Source organism: Halomonas sp. KAO (assembly GCF_015595025.1).
Classification (GTDB): Bacteria; Pseudomonadota; Gammaproteobacteria; order Pseudomonadales; family Halomonadaceae; genus Halomonas.
In genome coordinates this window covers 846,200-868,794 of the sequence record NZ_JADNRL010000019.1, presented here as the reverse complement: position 1 = coordinate 868,794, position 22,595 = coordinate 846,200, and the positions used below count along the sequence as shown (strand labels likewise).

Annotated in this window: 21 protein-coding genes and 1 other RNA gene; 9 read left to right on the top strand and 13 right to left on the bottom strand. The window is 64.6% G+C overall.

The window, feature by feature from the left end; all coding sequences use genetic code 11:
- Positions 1 to 713 precede the first annotated feature (713 nt).
- Positions 714 to 1,427: a hypothetical protein gene (locus tag IOC61_RS10300; RefSeq protein WP_195688724.1), complete on the top strand. Its 714-nt coding sequence runs from the start codon at positions 714 to 716 to the stop codon at positions 1,425 to 1,427.
- Between the two features lie 162 nt (positions 1,428 to 1,589).
- Here the strand turns inward: IOC61_RS10300 and IOC61_RS10295 are convergent, their stop codons facing one another.
- From IOC61_RS10295 to IOC61_RS10285, 3 genes are read right to left on the bottom strand one after another with little or no spacing between them, the layout of a single operon-like run.
- On the bottom strand, positions 1,590 to 2,321 hold the full coding sequence (locus tag IOC61_RS10295) for a 16S rRNA (uracil(1498)-N(3))-methyltransferase (protein ID WP_195688880.1): 732 nt from the start codon (positions 2,319 to 2,321) through the stop codon (positions 1,590 to 1,592).
- A 24-nt stretch (positions 2,322 to 2,345) separates the two neighbouring features.
- Positions 2,346 to 2,858, bottom strand: a complete 513-nt coding sequence (gene secB / locus IOC61_RS10290) for a protein-export chaperone SecB (RefSeq protein WP_195688723.1) — start codon at positions 2,856 to 2,858, stop codon at positions 2,346 to 2,348.
- A 31-nt stretch (positions 2,859 to 2,889) separates the two neighbouring features.
- On the bottom strand, positions 2,890 to 3,312 hold the full coding sequence (locus IOC61_RS10285) for a rhodanese-like domain-containing protein (protein ID WP_195688722.1): 423 nt from the start codon (positions 3,310 to 3,312) through the stop codon (positions 2,890 to 2,892).
- Positions 3,313 to 3,621: 309 nt separating this feature from the next.
- On the opposite strand from IOC61_RS10285, the gene gpmI reads away from it, so the two are divergent.
- The 3 genes from gpmI to IOC61_RS10270 all read left to right on the top strand — a co-directional run bounded on the left by gpmI (position 3,622) and on the right by IOC61_RS10270 (position 7,713).
- Positions 3,622 to 5,187: a 2,3-bisphosphoglycerate-independent phosphoglycerate mutase gene (gene gpmI, locus IOC61_RS10280; RefSeq protein ID WP_195688721.1), complete on the top strand. Its 1,566-nt coding sequence runs from the start codon at positions 3,622 to 3,624 to the stop codon at positions 5,185 to 5,187.
- Positions 5,188 to 5,195: 8 nt separating this feature from the next.
- On the top strand, positions 5,196 to 6,338 hold the full coding sequence (locus IOC61_RS10275; protein ID WP_195688720.1) for a murein hydrolase activator EnvC family protein: 1,143 nt from the start codon (positions 5,196 to 5,198) through the stop codon (positions 6,336 to 6,338).
- A 70-nt stretch (positions 6,339 to 6,408) separates the two neighbouring features.
- Positions 6,409 to 7,713: a S41 family peptidase gene (locus IOC61_RS10270; protein ID WP_195688719.1), complete on the top strand. Its 1,305-nt coding sequence runs from the start codon at positions 6,409 to 6,411 to the stop codon at positions 7,711 to 7,713.
- 10 nt (positions 7,714 to 7,723) lie between these two features.
- On the opposite strand, the gene IOC61_RS10265 is transcribed toward IOC61_RS10270, so the two are convergent.
- The 4 genes from IOC61_RS10265 to IOC61_RS10250 form a co-directional block, all read right to left on the bottom strand.
- On the bottom strand, positions 7,724 to 8,986 hold the full coding sequence (locus IOC61_RS10265; protein WP_195688718.1) for a UbiH/UbiF/VisC/COQ6 family ubiquinone biosynthesis hydroxylase: 1,263 nt from the start codon (positions 8,984 to 8,986) through the stop codon (positions 7,724 to 7,726).
- 44 nt (positions 8,987 to 9,030) lie between these two features.
- Positions 9,031 to 10,254, bottom strand: coding sequence for a 2-octaprenyl-6-methoxyphenyl hydroxylase (gene ubiH / locus IOC61_RS10260; protein WP_195688717.1), 1,224 nt, complete (start codon positions 10,252 to 10,254; stop codon positions 9,031 to 9,033).
- Between the two features lie 69 nt (positions 10,255 to 10,323).
- Positions 10,324 to 11,673 carry a Xaa-Pro aminopeptidase gene (pepP, locus tag IOC61_RS10255; RefSeq protein WP_195688716.1) on the bottom strand — a complete coding sequence of 450 codons (1,350 nt, stop codon included), beginning with the start codon at positions 11,671 to 11,673 and terminating at the stop codon, positions 10,324 to 10,326.
- A gap of 37 nt (positions 11,674 to 11,710) precedes the next feature.
- A complete protein-coding gene (locus IOC61_RS10250) occupies positions 11,711 to 12,289 on the bottom strand; it encodes a UPF0149 family protein (protein WP_195688715.1) in 579 nt (192 codons plus the stop codon).
- A 177-nt stretch (positions 12,290 to 12,466) separates the two neighbouring features.
- On the opposite strand from IOC61_RS10250, the gene IOC61_RS10245 reads away from it, so the two are divergent.
- The 3 genes from IOC61_RS10245 to IOC61_RS10235 all read left to right on the top strand — a co-directional run bounded on the left by IOC61_RS10245 (position 12,467) and on the right by IOC61_RS10235 (position 13,656).
- Positions 12,467 to 12,766: a cell division protein ZapA gene (locus tag IOC61_RS10245; protein ID WP_195688714.1), complete on the top strand. Its 300-nt coding sequence runs from the start codon at positions 12,467 to 12,469 to the stop codon at positions 12,764 to 12,766.
- Between the two features lie 53 nt (positions 12,767 to 12,819).
- A non-coding RNA gene (gene ssrS, locus IOC61_RS10240) (6S RNA) lies at positions 12,820 to 13,004 on the top strand.
- A gap of 7 nt (positions 13,005 to 13,011) precedes the next feature.
- Positions 13,012 to 13,656 carry a 5-formyltetrahydrofolate cyclo-ligase gene (locus tag IOC61_RS10235; protein WP_195688713.1) on the top strand — a complete coding sequence of 215 codons (645 nt, stop codon included), beginning with the start codon at positions 13,012 to 13,014 and terminating at the stop codon, positions 13,654 to 13,656.
- A 332-nt stretch (positions 13,657 to 13,988) separates the two neighbouring features.
- On the opposite strand, the gene ilvA is transcribed toward IOC61_RS10235, so the two are convergent.
- Positions 13,989 to 15,608: a threonine ammonia-lyase, biosynthetic gene (gene ilvA, locus IOC61_RS10230; RefSeq protein WP_195688712.1), complete on the bottom strand. Its 1,620-nt coding sequence runs from the start codon at positions 15,606 to 15,608 to the stop codon at positions 13,989 to 13,991.
- 67 nt (positions 15,609 to 15,675) lie between these two features.
- Here ilvA and rpiA point away from each other — a divergent pair, with 67 nt between their 5' ends.
- Entirely contained in the window at positions 15,676 to 16,350 is a 675-nt protein-coding gene (gene rpiA / locus IOC61_RS10225; RefSeq protein WP_195688711.1) for a ribose-5-phosphate isomerase RpiA, read from the top strand.
- Between the two features lie 24 nt (positions 16,351 to 16,374).
- Here rpiA and waaA read toward each other — a convergent pair whose 3' ends face one another.
- Genes waaA through IOC61_RS10210 form a run of 3 tightly spaced genes read right to left on the bottom strand, consistent with a single transcriptional unit; the run spans position 16,375 to position 20,175 of the window.
- Entirely contained in the window at positions 16,375 to 17,652 is a 1,278-nt protein-coding gene (waaA, locus tag IOC61_RS10220; RefSeq protein WP_195688710.1) for a lipid IV(A) 3-deoxy-D-manno-octulosonic acid transferase, read from the bottom strand.
- Entirely contained in the window at positions 17,652 to 19,082 is a 1,431-nt protein-coding gene (gene hldE, locus IOC61_RS10215; RefSeq protein ID WP_195688709.1) for a bifunctional D-glycero-beta-D-manno-heptose-7-phosphate kinase/D-glycero-beta-D-manno-heptose 1-phosphate adenylyltransferase HldE, read from the bottom strand. The genes waaA and hldE overlap by 1 nt, the downstream gene beginning before the upstream one ends.
- Positions 19,072 to 20,175 carry a glycosyltransferase family 9 protein gene (locus tag IOC61_RS10210; protein ID WP_195688708.1) on the bottom strand — a complete coding sequence of 368 codons (1,104 nt, stop codon included), beginning with the start codon at positions 20,173 to 20,175 and terminating at the stop codon, positions 19,072 to 19,074. The genes hldE and IOC61_RS10210 overlap by 11 nt, the downstream gene beginning before the upstream one ends.
- On the opposite strand from IOC61_RS10210, the gene IOC61_RS10205 reads away from it, so the two are divergent.
- Positions 20,174 to 20,893, top strand: a complete 720-nt coding sequence (locus IOC61_RS10205; protein ID WP_195688707.1) for a 3-deoxy-D-manno-octulosonic acid kinase — start codon at positions 20,174 to 20,176, stop codon at positions 20,891 to 20,893. The genes IOC61_RS10210 and IOC61_RS10205 overlap by 2 nt on opposite strands.
- Here the strand turns inward: IOC61_RS10205 and IOC61_RS10200 are convergent.
- Positions 20,881 to 21,468, bottom strand: coding sequence for a YrbL family protein (locus tag IOC61_RS10200; RefSeq protein WP_195688706.1), 588 nt, complete (start codon positions 21,466 to 21,468; stop codon positions 20,881 to 20,883). The genes IOC61_RS10205 and IOC61_RS10200 overlap by 13 nt on opposite strands.
- Positions 21,456 to 22,583 carry a glycosyltransferase family 4 protein gene (locus IOC61_RS10195; RefSeq protein WP_195688705.1) on the bottom strand — a complete coding sequence of 376 codons (1,128 nt, stop codon included), beginning with the start codon at positions 22,581 to 22,583 and terminating at the stop codon, positions 21,456 to 21,458. The genes IOC61_RS10200 and IOC61_RS10195 overlap by 13 nt, the downstream gene beginning before the upstream one ends.
- Between the last annotated feature and the right edge of the window lie 12 nt (positions 22,584 to 22,595).

Genomic DNA, 22,595 nt, shown 5'->3' with positions numbered 1-22,595 from the left:
CAGCCCGATGACGACGACCCGGCCCCCTACAGCGTGGTGAACTTCCCGACGCTATCGGCGGCAGGTGCCACCGCGACGAAATCGACACTAATTTTTAACGATCTGTCCGAATCAGGTTGACAGGTTCCGCCTTCGTTTGAACGACATCTCATCAATTAAAGACATCTTACTTGTATCAATCTTACCCACTCTTTCACTTGCAGCAATTTCAATCTATTACTTTCGAGTACTACTGTTCAATTATCGTTCAATAAAGTCCCAGTTAATTCAGATCGAATTGCGAAAAACGCTTTGTAGATTTATACAGCACTACTCAGACTATTCTCAAAAGATCAAAGAGAAAGACAAGGACTCTCTAGCGAAGTTCGAGAACATTATTTTTTCTGGAATCGTTACGGAGGAGGGCAATCTTCCATCGACCTACGACGGTATCGAACAAATTGCAAATCTCATAAAATCCGCCAAGGGATGAGTACGCACATAACAAGAAAAGGCAGCGGACGGTTTCACCGCCGCTGCTTTTGGCGTTAGGCAAGAGTAGAGGTCTGTGGAAATTTTGAGCAATAGTAATTGGCTGAATGTCCTTGGTTGGCTCGCATCAATCTGCGCAGTCAGTTTTTTTATTCGCCGTGTGACTAAGGACTTTGACGAAGATCTCGCTCCAGAATTCCGAAACAAACTTGCCAAGCAGCTAAAACGCGTCAAGGATCGAGATGCAGATTGGCTTTTTTCATTTGGTAGTATCTTTAACTAAACATCTGTCATGGCATTGCTTTAGCCGATCCATGGTGGTTTCCGGCCTGTTGTTTGCTTTCTTGAGTCTCGCAACTGGTGCACTTTCCCCAAACGGTACCCAGCTTGGAAACCTAGTTGGTCAGGGCCCAATCATTGGATCATTGCTCTGGGTTTTACTCCTATTTGCTGTCGGTATGACGTTCAACGGCATTTTGGATTACCTCTCATTATGGGTCACGAGACTGGTTATCCGTCTATCTTTGCCCTCCGTAGTCAAAATTGCAGTTAATGTCGCTTTTACCGCGATAGTTGTCCGCATCATATTCGCCTGTGTCTTGGGTTTGGTTGTCTACAGTGGCCTCTCATACGCATTTCAGGATGGTGCTGACGAGGCAAGTGGCGCGGTTCTGCTAGCCTTCCTAGTTTACGGTTTGCAGTTCATGGAGTTTCCGCCCCAGTTTGGAAGCCTAGCTTTTGTCATCTTTGCAACCAGCTTTAGTACTTCGATCTGGCTTGCCCTACATCTTTTGAGTGGGGTTTTAATTCGGTGGTTGCCAGGAGCTGTTTCTACGCTGAATACTGATCGAGCACCGATGCGAGCAATCGGGATCGTTTCCATCGGTGTGGTTTGGCTGCTCGGTCTATCAGGTGGAGCTGTGGTTCTTTTTTATTCATGGGCATCGCCAGGTTGATAGACTATGCCTAACCAGTTATTCCAGTTCGTTCCGGCCCTGAAGGGCCTCCACCGGACGGCCTTTTCTCCGCTCCGCTACGTAAAGGCCGCCGCTGAACATTGGCGTTACATCAGAAATTCCTACACGCCTGCTTCTGGCCGAGCCCTGCCCAACCAATTCTCACAAATCCCCAAAGCGCGCCTGCAGCAGCGACAGTGCCACCACGGGGGCAGTCTCGGTACGCAGGATACGCGGCCCCAGGGAGAGCGGCTCGAAGCCGGCCTCGCGGGCGGCCGTAACCTCGGCCTCGGCCAGCCCGCCCTCGGGACCGATCAGCAGGGCCACGCCGTCGGGGGATGGTTCGCTCTCCAGCCCTCCGCCGGTCGCCGGATGCAGCACCAGGCGCAGCGCCTCGTCGCGTCCGGCCAGCCAGTCGGCCAGGCCAAGGGGCGGATTAACCGGCGGTACCACGGCACGCCCGCACTGTTCGCAGGCGCTGGCCGCCACGGCCTGCCAGTGGGCGAGTTTCTTCGCCTCGCGCTCACCCTTGAGGCGCACATCGCCATGCTCGGTATAGAGCGGCGTGATGGCGGCCACGCCGAGCTCCACGGCCTTCTGGATGGCGTAGTCCATGCGATCCCCCTTGGAGATCGCCTGACCCAGGTGCACCGTCAACGGCGACTCACAGGCTCCGGTGGTCACCGACTCGACACGCGCGACCACCCGCTTGCGTGAGGCCTCCACCAGCACCGCACTGGCTTCGAGGCCCGCGCCGTCGAACAGCCGCAGCGTGGCCCCTTCACCCAGGCGCAACACCCGCGCCACATGGCGGGCTGGCCCCTCGGGCAGAACGACGTCGCCGCCGACACGCAGGTCGGCGGCGACGTGGATACGCGGCGATCTCTTGGTCATCACCTCAGGGTCACTCGCGCTGCATCACTGGGTTGCCGGCGCGTCCTGGCCCTGCTCGGCCGCACGCTGCTTCTTGCGGGCGTAGATCGCCTCGAAGTTGACCGGCGACAGCATCAGCGGCGGGAAGCCACCACGATTGACCAGGTTGTCGATGCACTCACGGGCATAGGGGAAGAGCACATTGGGGCAGAAGGCGCCCAGGGTGTGGTCGAGCTGCTCGCCCTCGATGCCGGTAATGCGGAACAGGCCGGCCTGCTCGAGCTCCGCCAGGAAGGAGGTCGTGCCCTCCTCGCTGTGGGTCACCTGGGCGGTGACCTTGATCGTCACCTCGTAGAGGCCGTCACCCACCTGGGTGCTGGTGGTATCCAGGTTCAGGCCCACCTTGGGCTTGAAGGGCTGCTGGAAGACCGCCGGCGAGTTGGGTGCCTCGAAGGAGATGTCCTTGACGTAGATGCGCTGCACGGCGAACTGCAGCTGCGGCTTGTCCTGCTGGCCGGCGGCCTGGCCGTCGGCGCTCTGGTTATTCTCTTCCGCCATGGGAAAGGTCCTTTTATACGGTAAACAAAGACTACTTCTTGACCACGGGCAGACCGTCGGCCTGCCACTGCATCATGCCGCCCTTGAGCTTGAGCACTCGAGAGTAACCGGCCTTGGAGAGTTTGGCCACGGCCGCCCCGGCAGACTGGCCGTGCTTGCAGACCACGATGATCGGCTTCTCCTTGACCTTCTCGAGTTCGTTCATGCGCTCGTCGAGGCGACTCTGAGGAATATTGCGGGCACCGGCGATATGGCCAGCCTTGAAGTCACCCGACTCCCGGGTGTCCAGCACCACCGCATCCTCGCGGTTGATCAGCTGGGTCGCCTCACCGGAGGTCACGCCGCTGGCGGCACTATTACGCGCCTCGTAGAGGATCCAGGCGGTCAGCACCAGGAGGAAGGCGCCCACCAGCAGCGGGTGGTTCTGCACGAATTCAAACAGCTGATCGATCATGGGTACGAATAACTCTCGTCTCGGTGCTCGTAAACAACACGTAAATAAACAGGGGCGCTGGGGCGCGCCCGGGCGCCTAGTATACACGAGGTCGGCGCCGACGAATCAGGCCGCCCCGGGGGAACCGCCGCAGCCTCTGGCCGCGGGGAGCCATGACGCACGATGCCGCCTGCGATATGATGCCGCAAGACACTTCCTACCGCGACCCCGAACGCCCCGCATCGCCCCCTGGGACTTGGTATCGGCATGCACGAGAGGCCCCAGCCGCCCGGGCCGGGTCGCGCCTTTCACGCTTCGAGGACATTCGCCATGACCACCAACGCCCCGCGCCCCGTCGCCCTGATCATCCTCGACGGCTACGGCCACAATCCCGACCCGGCCAACAACGCCGTGGAAGCCGCCGATACCCCGGTCATGGATCGCCTGTGGGCCGAGCATCCCCACACCCTGATCCATACCGATGGCCGCCATGTCGGACTCCCCGATGGCCAGATGGGCAACTCCGAGGTGGGCCACATGAATCTCGGCGCGGGCCGAGTCGTCTACCAGGACTTCACGCGCATCACCAAGGCCATCGAGGAGGGCGACCTGGATACCATCGAGGTCCTCACCGCGCCCATCGACGCGGCCGTGGCCGCGGGGCGTGCGGTCCATCTGCTGGGCCTGCTCTCGCCGGGGGGCGTACACAGCCACGAGGAACATATCCTCGCCGCCGCCGAGCTGGCGGCCCGTCGCGGCGCCACACGCATCTTCGTGCACGCCTTCCTGGATGGCCGCGACATGCCGCCCCAGAGCGCCTTGGCCTCCATCGAGCACGCCAATGCGCGTCTCGCCGAGCTGGTCGGCGCCGACAATGGCTTCGTGGCCTCGATCATCGGCCGCTACTTCGCCATGGATCGTGACAACCGCTGGGAGCGCGTCGAAAAGGCCTACCGCCTGCTCACCGAGGGCGAAGGCGAGCATATCGTCGCCAGTGCCGAGGCGGGCCTGCGCGCCGCCTACGAGCGCGGCGAGACCGACGAGTTCGTGGCCGCCACCAGCGTACGCCCGGCCGGGGAAGCGATCACCCTCGAGACGGGCGATGCCGCCCTGTTCATGAACTTCCGTGCCGACCGCGCCCGGGAGCTGACCCGGGCCTTCGTCGACGAGAGCTTCGAGGGCTTCGACCGCCGTGTACATCCGCGGCTCGCCGCCGAGGGCCTGGTGAGCCTGACCCGCTACGCCGCCGATATCCCGGCGCCGGCGGCCTTCCCGCCGGTGGATCTTCACAACACCCTGGGCGAGGTGATCGAGAGCCGTGGCCTGACCCAGCTGCGCATCGCCGAGACCGAGAAGTACCCCCACGTCACCTTCTTCTTCTCCGGCGGTCGCGAGGCCGAGTACCGTGGCGAGGAGCGCATCCTGGTGCCCTCTCCCCGGGACGTGAAGACCTATGACGAGAAACCCGAGATGAGCGCCCACGAGGTCACCGACCGCCTGGTGGAAGCGATCGACTCCGGCCGCTTCGACCTGATCGTCTGCAACTACGCCAATGGCGACATGGTCGGCCACACCGGTGACTTCGACGCCGCGGTCAAGGCCATCGAGACCGTCGATGGCTGCGTGGGCCGTGTGGTGGAGGCGATCCAGCGCGCCGGCGGTGCCTGCCTGGTCACCGCCGACCACGGCAACGCCGAACAGATGATCAATCCCGAGACCGGCGCCCCCCAGACCGCCCATACCACCTTCCAGGTGCCGCTGATCTATGTCGGCGAGCGCCCGGCTCGATTCCACGACGACGGCAGCCTGTGCGATATCGCCCCGACCCTGCTGACGATGATGGAGCAGCCGGCCCCCGAGGAGATGAGTGGACGCGCCCTGCTCGAGCTCGACTGAGCGGCAGGATGTTCAGGAGCGCCACCCTCCCGGGCACCCTGCTGCTGACGCTGCTCCTGACTGGGCCGCTGGCGGCCCAGCCCAGCGAGGAGGCGGTACAGGAGCGCCTTGACGCCATCGGCGAGGCCATCGAGGAGGCCGACCGGCGCCTGGCATCCACCCGCCAGGCGCGCGACGCGGCGGCTCGCCAGCTGGAGGAGATCGAGACCTCGCTGGCCACCACCCATCGCCGCCTCGATGAGCTCCAGGCCGAGCGACGCGAGCTGGGCACCGAGATGGAGACCCTGCAGTCGCGCCGCGACGAGCTCGACGCCGAGCGTAGCGCCCAGCTCGAGGCCATCCATGCCCAGCTCGATGCGCTCTATCGCCTGGGCCATTCGCCCCAGCTGAAGCTGCTGCTCAATCAGGACGATCCGGCACGACTGGACCGACTGCAGCACTACCTGAACCACCTTGCCCGCGCCCGACGAGCCCGCCTCGACGAGCTCGCACGCCTCGACGCGGCCCTGGCCGAGACCCGAGGCGAGCTCGAGACCCGCGGCGACCGCCTCGACGCCCTCGCCGCCGAGCTGGCCGCCCGCAGCGCCGAGCTGGCCGAACAGATGCACGAACGCTCGAATCTGGTCGCGGAGCTGGAGAGCCGCCACAGCGGCGAGGCCGCCCGGCTCGCCTCCCTGGAGCAGGATCGCGAGCGCGCCGAGCAGGTGCTGCGCGACGTTCAGGAGCAGCTGGCCCGCCTGCAGCGCCCGCCCCCCTCCACCGCCATCGAACGCACCCGCGGCGAGCTTCCCTGGCCGGCCCAGGGCAACCTCGCCTCGCGCTTCGGCGCCGGCGATGCCGTCCATCGCAACGGCATTCTCATCCTGGCCGCCGAGGGCAGCCCGGTACGCGCCGTGCATGCCGGCCGGGTGGTCTTCGCCGACTGGCTGCGTGGCTTCGGCAATCTGCTGATCATCGACCATGGCGACGGCGTGATGACGCTCCACGCCCACCTGCAGCACTTTACCGCCCAGGTCGGCCGGCCGGTCTCGCGGGGCGAAACGATCGGCGCCGTGGGCAGGAGCGGGGGCCATCGCCGCCCCGCTCTCTATTTCGAGGTGCGTCGCGCCGGTACCCCCATCGATCCCCAGTCGTGGATCGCCCGCCGCTGAACGCCGCTTTCCATGCAGGCCGGCGGCGGGCTATGCTGGTCGCTCACCGTTCCGGAACAGCGGAGTTCGCATGACCCCAGCGCTTTCCCTGCCGGGCAGGCTCTCTCGCTCCTGCTCGCCTCGACGCCTGCTGGCCGGGCTGCTGCCCCTGGCCCTGCTGACGCTACCGCTGACGGCGACCGCCCAGGTCGCCGATGATGAGCTGCCGATCGCCGAGATCCAGACCTTCGCCGAGGTGTTCGAGCGCATCAAGCGCGCCTATGTGGAGGAGGTCGATGACGCCAGCCTGCTGCGCAACGCCATGCGTGGCATGCTCAGCGAGCTCGATCCACACTCCTCCTATCTCGATAGCGAGGCCTTCCAGAGCCTGCGCGAGTCGACCCAGGGGGAGTTCGGCGGTATCGGTATCGAGGTGGGCATGGAGGATGGCCAGCTGACGGTGATCACGCCCATCGACGACACCCCCGCCTCGCGGGCCGGCCTGCAGGCACGCGACCAGATCCTGCGCATCGACGACACGCCTACCGAGGGTCTGTCGCTGCAGGAGGCGGTCGAGCTGATGCGCGGTGATCCGGGCAGCGAGATCGAGCTGACCATCCTGCGCCAGGGCGAAAGCTCGCCACGCCGCATCCCGCTGACACGCGAGAATATCCGCACCGAGAGCGTGAAGAGCGAACTGCTGACCCCCGGCTTCGGCTATCTGCGCATCAGCCAGTTCCAGACCCGTACCGGCGAGCAGGTGAGCGAACACATCCGCCAGCTGAAGCGCGACGGAGAACTGGACGGGCTGGTGCTCGACCTGCGCAACAACCCCGGCGGGGTCCTGCAGGCCGCCGTCGCGGTGGCCGACGCCTTCCTGGAAGAGGGGCTGATCGTCTACACCGAGGGGCGTCTGCCGGATACCGAAATGCGTTTCTCGGCCAATGCCACAACGGCGGCTCCCGACGTTCCGCTGGTGGTGCTGATCAACGGCGGCAGCGCCTCGGCGGCGGAGATCGTCGCCGGCGCCCTTCAGGACCAGAAGCGTGGCGTGGTGATGGGCACCGAGAGCTTCGGCAAGGGCTCGGTCCAGCAGATCATGCCGCTGGGCAACGGCGAGGGGCTCAAGCTCACCACCGCGCTCTACTTCACGCCCGGTGGGCGCTCCATCCAGGCCCAGGGCATCGAACCCGACGTCAGGGTGGTGCGCGGGCGCGTGGAGGTCACCGAGAATGGCCGCGGGGTTCGCGAGGCCGACCTGGAGGGCCATCTCGGCGCGCAGGAGGCCCCGCGGGAGAGGACCGAGCAGAGCGAGCGGCTACGTGAGGATTACCAGCTCAGCGAGGCCCTCAACCTGCTCAAGGCCCTCGATGTGGTCCGCCAGCGCGACCGCTGAGCCAGGCGGTTCAGCGGCAACTGACAGGCAGGCGACCGCGCTGGCCGGTGGCCTGCTGCAGCAGCAACCGCTTGAGCGGAACGAGGCGGTCCACGCTACCCATCCCCAGATTGCGCCCCAGGGTCAGCGCCGGATGGCGCGCCCCGAACAGCAGTCGGAACCCATCCATCAGCGCCAGCATGCCGGCGTTATCACCGCGCCGCCGCCGTGCATAGCGTGCCAGGGTCCGCTCATCACCCAGCCCCATGCCTCGTCGACGGGCCGCCAGCAGCTCCTCGGCCAGCACAGCGGCATCCATCAAACCGAGGTTGACCCCCTGGCCGGCCAGGGGGTGAATGCCATGGGCGGCATCACCCACCAGGGCAAAACCGGGCAGGGTATAGCGCTTGGCATGGCGCTGTACCAGCGGGAAACCGGTCGCCTCGTCGAGCACCGTTACCGCGCCCAGCCGATGATCGATGGCCGCCGCCAGCGCTTCCCCCAGGTCATCACGCGGGAGTCCCGCCAGGCGTTCGGCCTCGGCGGGAGAGGTAGACCAGACGATGGAGCAGTGATGCTCCCGCTCCTCTACCGCCAGGGGCAGGAAGGCCAGTGGACCCGTCGGCAGGAAGGCCTGCCGCGCCACCTCGCCGTGGGGCCTCTCGATACGCACCGTGGTCACCAGGCCGACATGTCCGGTCTCACGCTCGCTGAGCGCAATGCCCGCCATGTCGCGTAGCGGGGAGCGGACACCATCCGCGGCCACCACCAGGGGAGCGCTCAGCCGGCGACCATCGGCCAGCACGATACACCGCCCCTCGACACCGCCCTCCAGCCCCTCGACCCGTGCCCCCAGGCAGAGGCGTACCGAAGGCAGCGCCTCCAGCCGTCGCTCCAGCGCCGCCAGGGTGACATCGTTCTCGACGATATGTCCGAGCACCGGCAGGCCGGCCTGGTCGGCGGAGAAGTTGACCTCACCGCTCCCTTCGGCGTCCCAGACCTGCATATGGCGGTAGGGGCTGATGCGTCGTGATGCCATCCATGCCCAGGCGCCCACCCCCTCCAGCAGCCGCTGCGAGACCGGCGTCAGCGCGCTGACCCGGCGCGCCGGCTGCCCTCGCCCCACGGTGTCGGCATCCAGCAGCGCGGGCCTGGCATCCACCAGGGCCACCTCGACCCCGGCCTCGCCGAGCAGCACCGCCAGGGCGGCCCCCACCATGCCTCCGCCAACGATCACCACCTCATGGTGGCCATCGGCCGAGCGACTCGCTCCCCCATCTCCCGTGACACTCATGCCTTCGCCTCTTCTCGACTCTTCACATTTCTCGCCGGCGCGATTCATCGCTCCAGCCCCATGGCGCGGCGCGCCAGCGCACGCCTCAGGGGACCGGCGAGGTTGAGGCCGACCAGACCGGCGGCACGGGCATGACCCAGCAGCCGACTGTCGATGCCGAACAACCGTATCAGACCGTCACTGAAGCGGGTCACGCTGTGGCGGTCGCCAGCGCGGCGGGCCTCGAAGGCCTGCAGCACCTCGGTATCTCCGACCGAGCGACCGTGCGCCAGCCCCGCCTCCAGCGACGCCACTAGATCCATCACCCCACGCAGCGCCAGGTTGAAGCCCTGACCGGCCACCGGATGCAGGGAGTGGGCCGCGTTTCCCATCACTGCCAGTCCGGGCCGCGTGGTCTCGCGCGCGGTCACCAGGCTCAGCGGATAGGTATGACGGCTGCCCACACGCCGGAAGCGCCCCCCCCGGTCACCGAAGGCCGTCTGCAGTTCGGCCAGGAAGTCACCCTCCGACAGGTTCAGGCGTCGCCGCTCGTCTCCCGCAGCGTGGGTCCACACCAGCTCCATGGTCTGGCCCTGGAGCGGCAGCAGGGCAATGGGGCCTTCGCGCGTAAAGCGCTCCCAGGCGACACCCTGATGACACCGGCTCATCTCGACACTGGCGATCAACGCCACCTGTTCATAGGAGCGCACCTCGCTGGCGATCCCCAGGCGCTCCTTGAGGCCCGAGCGCCCGCCATCGGCCAGCACCGTGAGCCCCGCCTGCAGATTGGTGCCGGAGGCTAGCCCCAGGTGGTAGCCCTCCGCCGTCGGCTCGATCGTCTCGACGCGATCCGGGCAGTGCCAGGCCAACGGCAGTCCGGTGAGATGCTGATGCAGGACACGACCCAGCCAGGCGTTGGGCACCACATGGCCCAGCGCCTCGACCCCCAGCTCCCGAGCATCGAGGCGGGTGGCCCCGAAGTGGCCTCGTTCGCTGACATGGATGCGGCGAATGGCGGTGGCCTGCTCGGCTATCGTCTGCCATACCCCCATCTCGGTGAAGTGCAGCGCGGTGCCGAGGGAGATCGCACTGGCCCGGGCATCGAAGCTGGGCTGCCAGGGTGCCGCGGCCAGGTCGAGGATAGGCGACGCCTCGATCACCGCAACCGAGAGACCGTGCCGCTCGATCAGCGGCATCAATGCACAGGCCAGGCTGGCACCCACCAGACCGCCACCCACGATGGCGATATCCACCGCCTCTGTTGTCGGGAGTGTCACTTCGGGACTCATCGCGCCACCTCAGACGAGTGATTCATAATGTAAATTACATAACTAATAATACCGCTCAACTTGGCACGCTCAATTCTCAGCCATCAGCGCCTCTATCTCCGCAACTGACTTGGGCACGGAAGCGGTCAACACCCGATGTCCTTCATCGGTCACCGCGACATCATCCTCGATACGGATGCCGATGCCGCGGAAGGCTTCGGGAATGTCGTCGTCATCGGGCACGTAGAGCCCCGGCTCCACGGTGAGTACCATGCCCGGCACCAGCGGCCGGGGCTGGCCATCGCGACGGTAGGCACCCACATCGTGGACATCGAGACCCAGCCAGTGCGAGGTGGAGTGGAGGTAGAAGCGCCGGTAGCTCTCATCGTCGATACGCGCCTGGACACTGCCCTCGAGCAGCCCCAGCCGGATCAGGCCGGCGGTAAGCCCGCGCACCACCTCGGCATGAATCACCGCCAGGGTCGTGCCGGGGCGCACCGCGTCCACCGCGCGCTCCTGAGCCTCGAGCACCACCTCATAGAGGGCCCGCTGGGCGTCACTGAAGCGGCCGTTGACCGGAAAGGTACGGGTGATGTCACCGGCATAGAGGTCGAATTCGGCGCCGGCATCGATCAATACCAGGTCGCCCTCCTCGAGGAGGGCGCGATTCTCGATGTAGTGCAGCACACAGGCATTGGCGCCACCACCGACGATGGTGGCATAGGCCGAACCACTCCCCCCCTGCCAGCGGAACTCGTGCTCCAGCTCCGCCTGCAGCTGATACTCTGCCATCCCGGGACGCACCGCACGCATGGCGCGCAGATGGCCACGCGCCGAGATCTCGGCGGCATGACCCAGCAGGGCAAGCTCCGCCTGACTCTTGATCAGTCGCGCCTCGTGAAGCAGCGGGGTCACATCGGCAATGGCCTGGGGTGGACACACCCCCTGACGCTGGCGAGCCACCAGGTCCGCACGCACCCCCTCGGCCAGTCCCCGCGCCTCGGCGCTGTCCAGCGCCAGGTAGAGCGTACGCCGCCCATCGAGCAGTGCCGCCAGGCGCTCGCTGCGCTCGGCATTCTCGAAGGCCTGGTCGACACCATGCTCGCGAATGGCGCCCTCGGCCCCCAGGCGGATACCGGTCCAGGCCTCCAGCGCCGGGTCGCGATCCTGGCAGAACAGCACGCTCTCCCCTTCGGCTCGCCCCGGCAACAGTAGCAGCAGGGCGTCGGGCTCGGGAAAGCCGGTGAGATAATGGAAGTCGCTGTCCTGGCGAAAGGGGAACTCGCTGTCACGCGAGCGAGTAACCAGAGAGGCACCAGGCAGCAGCACGGCGGCATCGCCAGGCAGTGCCGCCATCAGCGCCTGACGGCGCTGACGATACTCGGCGTTGGCAATGGGTGCCGGGCGCGACAGGGTCTCGGGCAACGTCTCGGACAACATGGCAGCTCCTTGGCGGCGGTGGGGTGTGATGGGCTGCTCAGTGACGCGTGGTGGATTCGGCATCCTCGACCTGAGGCTTGCCCGGGTGCTGCTCGGTGTAGAGCAGCATGGCGGCCATGCGGACATGCTCCACCAGGGCAAAGAGATCATTCTCGTTTTCGGCACTCTCCTCGAGGTCGGCCGGCATGGCGGCGATCCCCTCCAAGTCCTCCAGCGCCTCGCGTAGCGCCGTTGACCATCTCTCGCGAGGCTCCTCCCCGGCATCCTGGACGACCTCCAGAAAGCCCTGGGTCCACTCCTTGAGCCCGCGGGCGCGCTCGGCCAGGGAGAAGAGCTCATCGGGCAGCAGTGGTTCATAACCGAGCTCGCTACCGGAGAGGGCATCCAGGGTCTGGCGGCGCCAGGCCAGGAAACGCTCGGCGGATGGCTCGTCACGCGGCTGCTCGACGCCAAGCACCTCACACACCTCCTCCAGCCAGACGGCGGGGTCGATATCGTGCATGGCAAGTCGGGCGCACAGTCGTCCGTCGCTGAAGGCCGGCGACTGCATGCTGCCGTGAAGCAGGAAGAGGTCGGCGATAGTGGAGAAATCCTGGCGTTCATCGATCAGTGACATGGAAGCTCCATGGTGGCGGGGTGTACGGAAGAGGGGCGGCAATCGTCACCGCGCGTTGACCCCTCGAGAAGGGCTCTCTTATAGTGACGGGCCATGCGGTACTGACTGGATGTTAACGCATCGGCCCCCGGTGGCGCGCGGCCAGCGTGACCTGCGGGGTCGAGCCGGAGCCCCCCGATGAGTGATGCGACACGGCCGACCGCCGAAATTACCCTCCTGGGACGTAGCTACGTCATTGCCTGCCCCCCCGAGGAAGAAGCCAAGCTGGAGCGTGCGGCCCGCTACCTGGATCGCGCGATGACCGGCATCCACTCCCAGAACAATCTACTGGGCAACGAGCGCATCGCCGTCATGGCGGCACTCAACATCACCCATGAGCTGCTGGAGGCGCTGGAGAGTCGGCGTGAAGGGGAGCGCAGCCTGGACGCCCTGAGCGAACGCCTGGAGCGTGCCCTGGCCGATACCAAGCCACGCTGACCCTGAACCGGGAATCCATTGGCCGCCCTCCACCGGCTCTGGTACGATGGGGTTGTTCCCTGGGGTGTTTGCCAGTCGTTATCGTCCCTCGAGCCTATGCGCAGTACCCAGGGGGCCAAATGCTAGCCGAACCCGTGTGCATGTCCGTGCGTCGGAAAGCCTGACGGTTCGGCTGCGGCCACCCACCTTGAACCAATGGGTTCAAGGGCCAGAACGACAGCGGCACTCTGGGGAACCTCGTCCACATGAACCATCTCATGCCGACACCCGCCGCACCTCTTTCCTTGACCAGCTTCAACGGCTCACGTCGCGAGCTGCGTCAACAGCTGCGCCGTCGCCGCCGCGCCCTGAGCGCCGAGCAGCGCCGACTGGCCAGCGAACATCTGTGTCGCCGACTGCGACGCCTGCCCGAGGTACAGCGTGCCCGTCGCGTGGCGCTCTACCTGCCCAACGACGGCGAGATCGACCCCACTCCGCTGATCGGCTGGCTACGGCAGCGTGGCGCTCGTGTCTACCTTCCGGTACTCAAGCCCCTGTCACACAACCTGCTTTGGTTCGTGCACTACCATGCGAACACACCCATGATCCGCAATCGCTTTGGCATCGCCGAGCCCGCCACTCGCCATGGGGCCCATCGTGCGCGTCGAATGCCCGCCTGGACCCTCGACCTGATCCTGTTGCCACTGGTGGGCTTCGATGATGCCGGCCAGCGCATGGGCATGGGGGGCGGCTTCTATGATCGCACCCTGGCCTTTACCCGCCGACCGGGGCCACGGCCACGGCTGATTGGCCTGGCCCATGACTGTCAACGGGTCGACTCGCTGCCGGTGGCCTCGTGGGACGTGCCGCTCGATGCCATCGCAAGCGACGTCCGACTGGTACGCCCCTGATACACCCGCCTGGAAACGCCAACGGGCCGACGCCTCTCGGCATCGGCCCGTTGACAATCTGGCAGGGGCTCGACAGCTCGTGATCAGTTGCCGACCAGCGCCTGGGCATAGCCGGTTGCCACGACGCCAATACCGAACAACAGCACCAGGGCCCTGACCACATCGGGCTTGCGCTTCATCTTAGACTCCGGGTAGCAGGATTTAAACGTCGGCGACTATAAGCCGATGCAACCATCAAGACAACCGCCCTGACTCAACGTTCACCTCATGAAACTTCCGCCTGGCGAGGTCCACTGAGCGAGTCAGCACTCACTTCCTCCCAGCACGCCTCCTCACGCCATGAAGAGCCGATAGGCGGCGTTGTCGGACTCCTTCCAGTAGCGGTAGCCAATGGCGTCGAAATACTCCTCGACATGGGAGCGATCGCCATTGGGCACCTGCATGCCTACCAGCACCCGGCCATAGGCGGCACCGTGATTCCGGTAATGAAACAGCGAGATATTCCAGTCATGGGGCAGGTGGGTGAGGAAGTTCATCAGCGCGCCCGGACGCTCCGGAAACTCGAATCGGTAGACCTCCTCATCGAACTGCTGCTTGGGTCGACCGCCCCCCAGATGGCGAATATGAAGCTTGGCCAGCTCGTTATCGGTGAGATCCTCCACCGCATAACCGGCATCGCGAAGCCTGTCGATCACCGCCTGACGATCCTCTCCGCCGGGCTTCACCTGCACGCCGACGAAGATATGCGCATGTTCCGGATCCGCATAGCGGTAGTTGAACTCGGTGACCATGCGTTTGCCGATGGTCTTGCAGAACTTCTTGAAGCTGCCCGGCCGCTCGGAGATGGTCACGGCCAGGATCGCCTCGCGCTGCTCACCGAGCTCGGTGCGTTCGGCGATATGCTGGAGGCGGTCGAAGTTGGTATTGGCGCCGGAGTTGATGCACAGCAGCGTCTGCCCCTCGACGCCGGTCTGCTGGATATACTTCTTGAGCCCCGCCAGGGAGAGCGCGCCGGACGTCTCGGAGACCGCTCGGGTCTCCTCGAAGATATCCTTGACCGCCGCGCACATCTCGTCGGTATTGACGGTAATGACCTCGTCGACCAGCTCGCGGGCGATATCGAAGGGCACCTTGCCGACCTGGGCCACGGCCACCCCCTCGGCAAACACCCCCACCTGATCGAGGGTAACCCGCTTGCCCGCCTCGAGTGCCGCCTTGAAGCAGGCACTATCCTCGGCCTCGACACCGATCACCTTGATATCCGGGCGCAGATACTTGACGTAGGCGGCCACGCCGGCAATCAGGCCGCCGCCGCCCACCGGCACGAAGATAGCATCCAACGCACCGGCCTGCTGACGCAGGATCTCCACGGCGATGGTGCCCTGTCCCGCCACCACATCGATATCGTCGAAGGGCGGGATATAGGTATAACCATGCTCCTCGATCAGGGCCTGGGCATGTTCGGCCGCCTCGGCAAAGGCATCCCCCTTGAGCACCACCTTGGCCCCGCGGGCACGCACCGCCTGTACCTTGATATCGGGCGTGATACGCGGCATCACGATGGTCGCCTTGACGCCCATCTGCTTCGCCGCCATCGCCAGACCCTGGGCATGATTGCCAGCCGAGGCCGCGATCACGCCCTTGGCCTTCTGCTCCTCGCTGAGCAGGGCCATCTTGTTGTAGGCGCCGCGAATCTTGAAGGAGTAAACCGGCTGCAGGTCCTCACGCTTGATCAGAATGGTGTTGTTGAAGCGACGGGAGAGAAAGGGGGCCGGCGAGATGGGGGTTTCCCGAGCGGCTTCATAGACCCGGGCCTGGAGAATCTTCTTGACGGTAGCTTCGAGCATCCTGGTATCCAGCGGCGTGACGCGTGAGGGCGCAGCATGAATGCTGCGCTGCGAGGAACCCTTATTGGTAGCATTTTCGCGGGCCCAGCGTCCAGCATTGACCATCGGCAGACAGTGGCGATTGGCCTATAATATCGACCCTTTCTCGCCGACCCCCTCAGGAGAACGCCCCATGAACCAGGATGAGCTCAAGGATGCCGTCGCGGCGGCCGCCATCGATGAGGTGCGCCCCCACCTGCATCGCGACACCGTGCTCGGTATCGGCACCGGCTCCACCGCCAACCGCTTCATCGACCGCCTGGCCGAATTGCGTCACGACTTTGCCGGTGCCGTGGCCAGCTCCGAAGCCAGCGCCGAGCGACTGCGCAGCCATGGCATCGAGGTATTCGAGCTCAACTCCGTGGGCACGGTGCCCTTCTATATCGACGGTGCCGACGAAGTCAACGCTCACTTACATATGATCAAGGGCGGTGGCGCGGCGCTGACTCGCGAGAAGGTCGTGGCCGCCTGTGCCGAGACATTTGTGTGCATCGCCGACGCCTCCAAGCGGGTCGAGCGCCTGGGTGCCTTTCCGCTGCCGGTGGAGGTGATTCCCATGGCCCGCTCCTACGTGGCCCGGGAACTCGTCAAGCTGGGTGCCGACCCGGTCTATCGGGAGGGGGTGGTCACCGATAACGGCAACCAGATCATCGACTGCTACGATTTCATGATCGACGACCCGCAGGCCATGGAGGCACGCATCAACGCCATCGTGGGGGTGGTCACCAATGGTCTGTTCGCGGCCCGCGGTGCCGACGTGCTGCTGCTGGGAACCACCCAGGGTGTGGAACGCCTCTCCCCCGCCTGACAGGCCTCGAGGCGAAGTGAGTACTCACTTCCCCGCTAGCAGTCTGTCCAGCCCCTTCAGGGTCTTTGCCAGGGCCCCACGGTTGGCGGCCACCACATCGCGCCCCGCTTCGCCGAGGCGGCGGCGCTCGGCCGGGTCGGCAAAGAGCGCGATCAGCGCCTCGGCAAGCGCCTCTTCATCGGGCGTCTCCACCAGGGCATCGGCGCCGCGCAGGGCCTCTGCCACATCCATGAAGTTGGCCAGCTCGGGGCCGGTAAGCACCGGTACGCCAAGAGCCGCAGGCTCGAGCAGATTGTGACCACCCACCGGCACCAGGCTTCCGCCGACAAAGGCCAGGTCCGCCGCGCCATAGAGCACGGTGAGCTCCCCCATGGTGTCGGCCAGATAGACCGAAGTAGCCTGCCCGGGCCATTCGCCTCGAGAGCGCCGAGCCGGCACCTGGCCGTGGGACTCGCACAGGCTCGCTACCTCATCGAAGCGCTGCGGATGGCGCGGCACCAGTACCAGCAGGGCCTCGGGAGAGTGCTCCCGCAGCAGGGCGTGAGCGGCCAGCAGGTGCGACTCCTCGCCCGCGTGGGTAGAGCCGGCCACCCAGACCCGGGGCCGCCCCAGCAGCTGACGCAAGCGCTCACTTACCTGTCGGGCGCCATCTTCCAGGGCGATATCAAACTTCAGCGAGCCCACTACGGTGGTACGCCGCGGCGCCATGCCGAGCTCGGCAAAGCGCGCGGCGTCTTCACTGGACTTGGCGGCCAGCCAGTCGACACAGCCCAGCGCCTCACGCATCAACGGACGCAGCCGCCGATAGCCTCCCAGGGCGCGCGCAGAGAGCCGGCCATTGACCACCGCCACCGGTATCTCGCGATGGCGGCAGGCGTGAAGCAGGTTGGGCCACAGCTCGGTCTCGAAGAACAGCGCCAGCTCGGGCCGCAGGCGCTCGACGAAGCGCGACGCGGCGCGCGGGAAGTCCAGGGACACGAAGTGATGACTCAGCCGACCATCCTGCCGCCCCTGGGCCAGCGCACGGACGCGCTCGGCGCCGGTGGCGGTCATGGTAGTCACGGTCAGGGAATGGCCGGGGTAGCGTGCGAGCAGCTCCTCGATCAACGGCCTGGCCGCCTGGACCTCCCCCACCGAGGCGCAGTGCAGCCATAACATACGCGTTTCGGGAGGCGTCTCGGGAATGCGCCCCAGGCGCAATGGCCTGGGGTCAGTGAGTCCATGCTCACGGCGCAGACGCTGCCATAGCAGGGGAGCCGCCAGATGCAGCGCCGCGGAGTAGGCCTGCCGGGGCCAGCCCATCAGCTCTCGCGGTCGAGGATGGTGGAGATCATCGCCGTGGTGGAGACGCCATCCTCGAAGCCCAGTACTCGCACCTCACCTCCGGCGTCGCGCACGGCCTGGCCGCCGGCGATCTGGTCGGGGCGGTAGTCGCCACCCTTGACCAGCACGTCGGGCAGCACCGACTCGATCAACCGCTGTGGAGTCTCCTCGCCAAAGGAGACGACCCAGTCCACGGCACCCAGGCCGGCAAGCACCTGCATGCGACGCGCCAGGGGGTTGATGGGCCGCTTGGGGCCCTTGAGGCGCGCGATGGAGGCGTCATCGTTGACCGCCACGACCAGCCGATCACCGAGCCGGCGGGCCTGCTCCAGATAGGCCACATGGCCGGCATGAAGGATGTCGAAGCAGCCGTTGGTCATCACGACCCTTTCGCCACGCGCCTGGGCGGCCCGCACCGCGTCGATGAGCGTCGGCTCCTCGATCACTCCGAACTCGGCCAGCTTGTCGCCATGCAGGGCGGTGTAGAGCTCGGCGATGGAGAGGGTCGCGGTTCCCGGCTTTGCCACCACCAGGCCGGCGGCCAGATTGGCCAGGGTCATCGCCTCGGGGAAACCATGCCCGGCCGCCAGGGCGAGACCCAGCACGCCGATCACGGTATCGCCGGCACCGGTGACGTCATAGACCTCTCGCGCCCGAGTGGGCAGGTGAAGCGGGTCGTGCCCCTCACGAATCAGGGTGACCCCCTTCTCGCTGCGGGTGATAAGCAGCGCCTCCAGTTCGAGCTCGGCACGCAGGGCCTCGCCTCGCTCGGCCAGTTCGGCATCGTCACGGCAGTGACCCACCACCGCCTCGAACTCCGCCAGGTTGGGGGTGATGACGCTGGCGCCACGATAGCGCGAGAAATCACGCCCCTTGGGATCCACCAGCACCCGCTTGCCACTGGCCCGCACCAGGCGAATCAGCTCCTCGACGCGGTTGAGCGTCCCCTTGCCGTAGTCGGAGAGGATCACCAGATCACAGTCCGGCAACGCCGCCTCCACCCGCTCCAGCAGCCCGGAGGTGTCCGCCTCTCCCAGCCCCTCCTCGAAGTCGAGGCGGATCAACTGCTGGTTGCGGCTCATCACGCGAAGCTTGGTGATCGTTGGCACACCCGGGCTGCGCTGGAAGTGAGTGCTCACTCCGGCATCTTCCAGGCGACTCACCAGGCGGTCCGCGTTATCGTCATCACCCACCAGGCCGGAGAGCGCGGCATGGGCGCCCAAGGAGGAGATATTGAGTGCCACGTTGGCGGCGCCCCCTGGGCGGTCCTCGCTCTCCTCGACACGCACCACCGGCACCGGCGCCTCGGGCGAAATACGCGAGGTACCGCCGTGCCAGTAGCGGTCGAGCATGACATCCCCCACCACCAGTAGACGGGAGTGCTCCAGGGCGGTCAGATCAAGTCTCATCGTCGGCAAGCGTCCTTTCCGTGGAGTGGTCAGCGGCATACTGCAGTGCTGCCTTGAGGCGCTCGATCACATCATCGGCGCGAATCAGCGACATGGCATCGGGATGCCGCACTCGCTGGCCCCAGGATAGATCCTCGACCTCCTTGTGCAGGTAGGTGCGCACCGCCTGAGGGTAGCGATTGACCACGAAGTCGCGCCAGCGGTAGGGCGCGGCACGATCAGGATTGGTGGTGGCATAGAGCCCCACCGTCGGCGTATTCAGCGCGTTGGCCATATGCACGGGGCCCGAGTCCGGAGCGATGACGGCTTCGGCGGCATCGATCAGCGCCAGCAGCCCCTTGAGTGAGGTGTTGCCGATGGCATCGATCACCGCCTCGGCCGGGCAGAGGGCCTGGATACGCTCCCCTACCTCCCGCTCCTGAGTGCTGCCCCCTCCAGTCAGCACGGTACGCAGGCCATGCTGCTCCCAGGCGTGCTGGACCACGGCGGCATACCCCTCGGCAGACCAGTTGCGGAAGTTGCGCAGCCGTGGGTTGGCACATGGGCTCATCAGCAGATAACGGGTATCGCCGGTAAGGGAGCGCGCCTCGTCGTGGGCCGCCGGGGGAATCGCCAGATTCCACTCGAGACTCGGCTCCTCGATCCCCATCAGTCGGGCGAAGTCGAGAAAGGACTCGAGCACATGGGCGCGTGGATGAGGCGCAAGCTGACGGTGGGTGAACCAGTGTTGAGCATCCTTGGCGCGGGCCTTGTCGTAGCCCACTCGCACGTCGGCCTTGAGCCCAAGTGACAACACGCTGGCTCGCAGGGCCTGCTGCATATGCAGCAGCACATCGAAGCGGGTATCAGACAGCTCGCGCCACAGGGCGCGCATGCCTGCCAGGCCGCTGGCCTTGTCATAGACCACGAACTCGACCCCGGAGAGGCCCGCCAGTAGACTGTGCTCGGCCTTGCCGACGATCCAGGTGATGCGCGCGTCGGGCCACTGGCGTTGCAGGGCGCGAACCGTCGGCACCAGATTACAGACATCACCCAGGGCGGAGAGTCGCAGCACGCCGATATGGCGGGGTTGGGCGGGCAGAGGATGCTTCATGCGCTTGGCAACATTGAGAACGGGAAAGTTCTACATTCTATATGATAAGGACAGTCTATGTGACGCCGACCAGGCGCCACAAATTGGCCCGTCAACCTTCGAACCCGACTGGTGGCTGGCGCAAGGCCGGGTCACCGGCCAGGCCCCGGGGCGCGGTGCCAGCCTGTTTCTGGATGCCGGTACTGGAGAAGAGTGGGTACTGCGCCCTTACCGCCGCGGCGGCATGGTGGCACGCTTCAGTGATGCCCGTTATCTATGGACCGGCCTGGAGCGCACCCGCGCCTTTCGCGAGATGCGTCTCACCGCCGACCTGCTTGCCCGTGACCTGCCGGTTCCGCGACCGGTCGCCGCCAACGTCACCCGCCATGGTCTGACCTATGAGGCCGCGCTACTCACCGTGCGCATTCCCGGCGCCCGCGCCCTGGCCAGCCTGCTGGAAAATGGCGAAGCCGATGGCGAGCTACTGCAACGGGTCGGTGCCACCATCCGCCGTTTCCACGATACAGGCCTCGACCATGTCGACCTCAATGCCCGCAACCTGCTGGTGGATAAAGGCGGCAAGGTGTGGTTGATCGACCTGGATCGCTGTCGACTGCGTCCCGACGGAGCCTGGAAAGCCCGCAACCTGAAGAGACTAGAGAGCTCTGTAGCCAAGTTTGTCGCTACAGAAGAAATAACGCGCATAATCGAGCGGATTACTGCCAGCTATGGTAGTTGACGCTCTTGTGTGGTCATGAAGCGCGGCTTGACTGTTTTCTCCATGAACCTTGCCCACTTGCGCCGAATCTTGCGCCGTCCAAGCCAAGGCACATATGCTGGCAATGGAATAAATTCCGAGACACCAAGGCCGTCGATCAGTATGACCGCGGTGGTATCCGTCCGCTCAATCACAAGCAGATTGCTCATCACCAGATCGCAAGGCACCACATTATAGGCCAACAAGTAGGTCTGGAGTGCTTCGAGCCCAACCCAAAATTGACCTACCTGCTGCTGCGTCAGCGGCTTGGCCAGGTATTCAGCCACATTAGGTGGAAGTAGTCCCTGATCATCGAGCACCAACTGCTGCTCGATTCCGATCACTTCATCATCTTTCACCACCCCAAAGAACTCAGGAATAAATGTGAAAGGAACCTTCCTTCGCTTCAACAGCCGGAAATATCGAAGTTCGCGATAAGTCTGCTTGGCCTTTTCTCTTCTACTGAGTTTAATACAGCGAGCTGGATCATTTGGGTGCAGATAGCAGATGCGCTCATCTCCCCGGCCGATGATCTTCCAGTTTTTTACATCTGGCATTGAGCCGCCTGCTTTTCCTGATATACGTCAAGGATGCACCGGTAGTTCTGGGCCATGATTTCTTCTATGTCGAGGGATAATGCCAGCTCTCGGCAGCAAATTTTCAGACTAGCATCACCTTTCCTCCTGGCCCAGTGGGACATAGCGTCGGTGAGTGCTTCAATGTCATCTGGGCGATCGATAACCGTAGCCACCTCTGACGTCACCACCTCTTTAGCGCCACACTTTTGGGTAGTTATAACTGGCGTTCCACAGGCAAGTGCCTCAAGTACGGTAAAGCCAAACGGCTCGTAATACGCCGGTAGCATATAGCAGTCGGCAAGGGAAAAATATCGTTCTGGTGAAGGCTGCTCGCCCAGGAATCGGCATTTATCTGCAATGCCGAGACTCTGGGCAAGCTCCTGATACTGAGCCTGTCGAGAGTCACGCCCAACCACCAGCAAGATGGCTTCTCCGTCGAGCCGGGAGAAGGCTTCAAGGGTTGGCTCCAGCCCTTTGCGACGATAACCGGTGCCCAGAAACAGAAAAACAGGAACTTGACCATCCAATTCTAATTCCTGGGCAAGAGCACTAACATCACCACTGAGCCGTGTGCGGTCAAAACGCTGAGTGTCGACAAAGTTATGAATCACAGAGCGCCGCTCAGCAGGTACATTGTACGCTTCGGCAATCTCATGGTCGCTTTGCCGAGAATTTGATACCACATGATAATAGGCGCCAGGCGCCATGGCCCGAGCCTCAATTTGCGCAGCCACCCTATCCTTCCACCGCCACTGACGCTTCGGCTTCGAGGCAAGATGGTGATGGACAGTGCCACCACCTATGCGCAACAGATCATGTGTCCAGGTTTTTCCCAATCCATAGACGAGATCATAGCCTGCAGCCTCTACATGGCGCTCCACCGCCTGGGCAAAACGCCACATGCGCTGGGCCTTACCAATACTGAACGGGCGTAAGCGAACAAAACGAATAGCCGGATGAGACGGAGCCACGTGGGAACGGCAGATGATTGTAACATCCTCACCACGCTCGGCTAGATACCGTGACAGTTCATTAAGAAACCGCTCAGTACCGCCGGAGGCAGCGTGGCGCATATGTACTAGGGCTATTTTCACCGGCATGGCCTC

What these genes read in the sequence shown, in the direction of transcription:
- IOC61_RS10300 (WP_195688724.1), top strand. Translation starts at nt 714, where the DNA reads ATGCAGATTGGCTTTTTTCATTTGGTAGTATCTTTAACTAAACATCTG.
- IOC61_RS10295 (WP_195688880.1), bottom strand. Translation starts at nt 2,321, where the DNA reads ATGACCAAGAGATCGCCGCGTATCCACGTCGCCGCCGACCTGCGTGTC.
- secB (WP_195688723.1), bottom strand. Translation starts at nt 2,858, where the DNA reads ATGGCGGAAGAGAATAACCAGAGCGCCGACGGCCAGGCCGCCGGCCAG.
- IOC61_RS10285 (WP_195688722.1), bottom strand. Translation starts at nt 3,312, where the DNA reads ATGATCGATCAGCTGTTTGAATTCGTGCAGAACCACCCGCTGCTGGTG.
- gpmI (WP_195688721.1), top strand. Translation starts at nt 3,622, where the DNA reads ATGACCACCAACGCCCCGCGCCCCGTCGCCCTGATCATCCTCGACGGC.
- IOC61_RS10275 (WP_195688720.1), top strand. Translation starts at nt 5,196, where the DNA reads ATGTTCAGGAGCGCCACCCTCCCGGGCACCCTGCTGCTGACGCTGCTC.
- IOC61_RS10270 (WP_195688719.1), top strand. Translation starts at nt 6,409, where the DNA reads ATGACCCCAGCGCTTTCCCTGCCGGGCAGGCTCTCTCGCTCCTGCTCG.
- IOC61_RS10265 (WP_195688718.1), bottom strand. Translation starts at nt 8,986, where the DNA reads ATGAGTGTCACGGGAGATGGGGGAGCGAGTCGCTCGGCCGATGGCCAC.
- ubiH (WP_195688717.1), bottom strand. Translation starts at nt 10,254, where the DNA reads ATGAGTCCCGAAGTGACACTCCCGACAACAGAGGCGGTGGATATCGCC.
- pepP (WP_195688716.1), bottom strand. Translation starts at nt 11,673, where the DNA reads ATGTTGTCCGAGACGTTGCCCGAGACCCTGTCGCGCCCGGCACCCATT.
- IOC61_RS10250 (WP_195688715.1), bottom strand. Translation starts at nt 12,289, where the DNA reads ATGTCACTGATCGATGAACGCCAGGATTTCTCCACTATCGCCGACCTC.
- IOC61_RS10245 (WP_195688714.1), top strand. Translation starts at nt 12,467, where the DNA reads ATGAGTGATGCGACACGGCCGACCGCCGAAATTACCCTCCTGGGACGT.
- IOC61_RS10235 (WP_195688713.1), top strand. Translation starts at nt 13,012, where the DNA reads ATGAACCATCTCATGCCGACACCCGCCGCACCTCTTTCCTTGACCAGC.
- ilvA (WP_195688712.1), bottom strand. Translation starts at nt 15,608, where the DNA reads ATGGTCAATGCTGGACGCTGGGCCCGCGAAAATGCTACCAATAAGGGT.
- rpiA (WP_195688711.1), top strand. Translation starts at nt 15,676, where the DNA reads ATGAACCAGGATGAGCTCAAGGATGCCGTCGCGGCGGCCGCCATCGAT.
- waaA (WP_195688710.1), bottom strand. Translation starts at nt 17,652, where the DNA reads ATGGGCTGGCCCCGGCAGGCCTACTCCGCGGCGCTGCATCTGGCGGCT.
- hldE (WP_195688709.1), bottom strand. Translation starts at nt 19,082, where the DNA reads ATGAGACTTGATCTGACCGCCCTGGAGCACTCCCGTCTACTGGTGGTG.
- IOC61_RS10205 (WP_195688707.1), top strand. Translation starts at nt 20,174, where the DNA reads ATGCGCTTGGCAACATTGAGAACGGGAAAGTTCTACATTCTATATGAT.
- IOC61_RS10210 (WP_195688708.1), bottom strand. Translation starts at nt 20,175, where the DNA reads ATGAAGCATCCTCTGCCCGCCCAACCCCGCCATATCGGCGTGCTGCGA.
- IOC61_RS10200 (WP_195688706.1), bottom strand. Translation starts at nt 21,468, where the DNA reads ATGCCAGATGTAAAAAACTGGAAGATCATCGGCCGGGGAGATGAGCGC.